The following is a 644-nucleotide window of genomic DNA, read 5'->3' on the forward strand; positions in this document are numbered from 1 at the left end:
AAATACAACTTAAAAAGAAGGGATTGCAGAACAGTGGTTTGCATTATGTACACTGAAATTCTGGTATTTTTAGCAAGTATTTCTCTTTTTAGAAATAGTGTAGAAGAAGTATTCCTAGTAGCTTTGTATCGCTCAAGATTTCAAATAATTGTCACTAAAAATAGAATTCGTTGCAATGTTGGATAAATTCACACTAGTTGATTGAAGCGGAGGTGGCGACTTTTGCGGGAAAAGCTTGAGCTGAAGGCCACGCAGGAGCACATGTTTTTGCGGTGACGAGGAGACTGAAGCCAAGCCCGCGAAAAGCGTCCACCGTAGCGGAAATAAACGGGTTTCTATTGGTTACCCTTCTTAAAGGACCGGGCGTACTTAGCCCGGTTTTTCTTGCAACATAGAAAAGTATACAACTATAGAGTGCCAAGAACCCTGTATTCATGGCGTTTTTGATATATGGAGAATAACATGGTAAAACAAAATTTTCACGGTGGAACTTACGCTAACATATAAATCTCAAGGCGTGATCTCCTTTTTTAAAAGCACACAAGTAACCTCTTGAATTTCAGTGGAAGTGAAGTTTATTCAGTGATATATTTTTGTTTAGTAATCCTATCTAAGTATTGATGTGGGTACTTTCAATTTAAGTG

At 37.9% G+C, this 644-nt stretch carries 1 protein-coding gene; it reads left to right on the forward strand.

The window, feature by feature from the left end; all coding sequences use genetic code 11:
* Positions 1-186: hypothetical protein (locus B371_RS23880; RefSeq protein ID WP_237721481.1), on the forward strand; the 186-nt coding region annotated here is incomplete at its 5' end.
* Positions 187-644 lie beyond the last annotated feature (458 nt).

The sequence above is a fragment of the Paenisporosarcina sp. TG20 genome, from assembly GCF_000286315.1.
Classification (GTDB): domain Bacteria; phylum Bacillota; class Bacilli; order Bacillales_A; family Planococcaceae; genus Paenisporosarcina.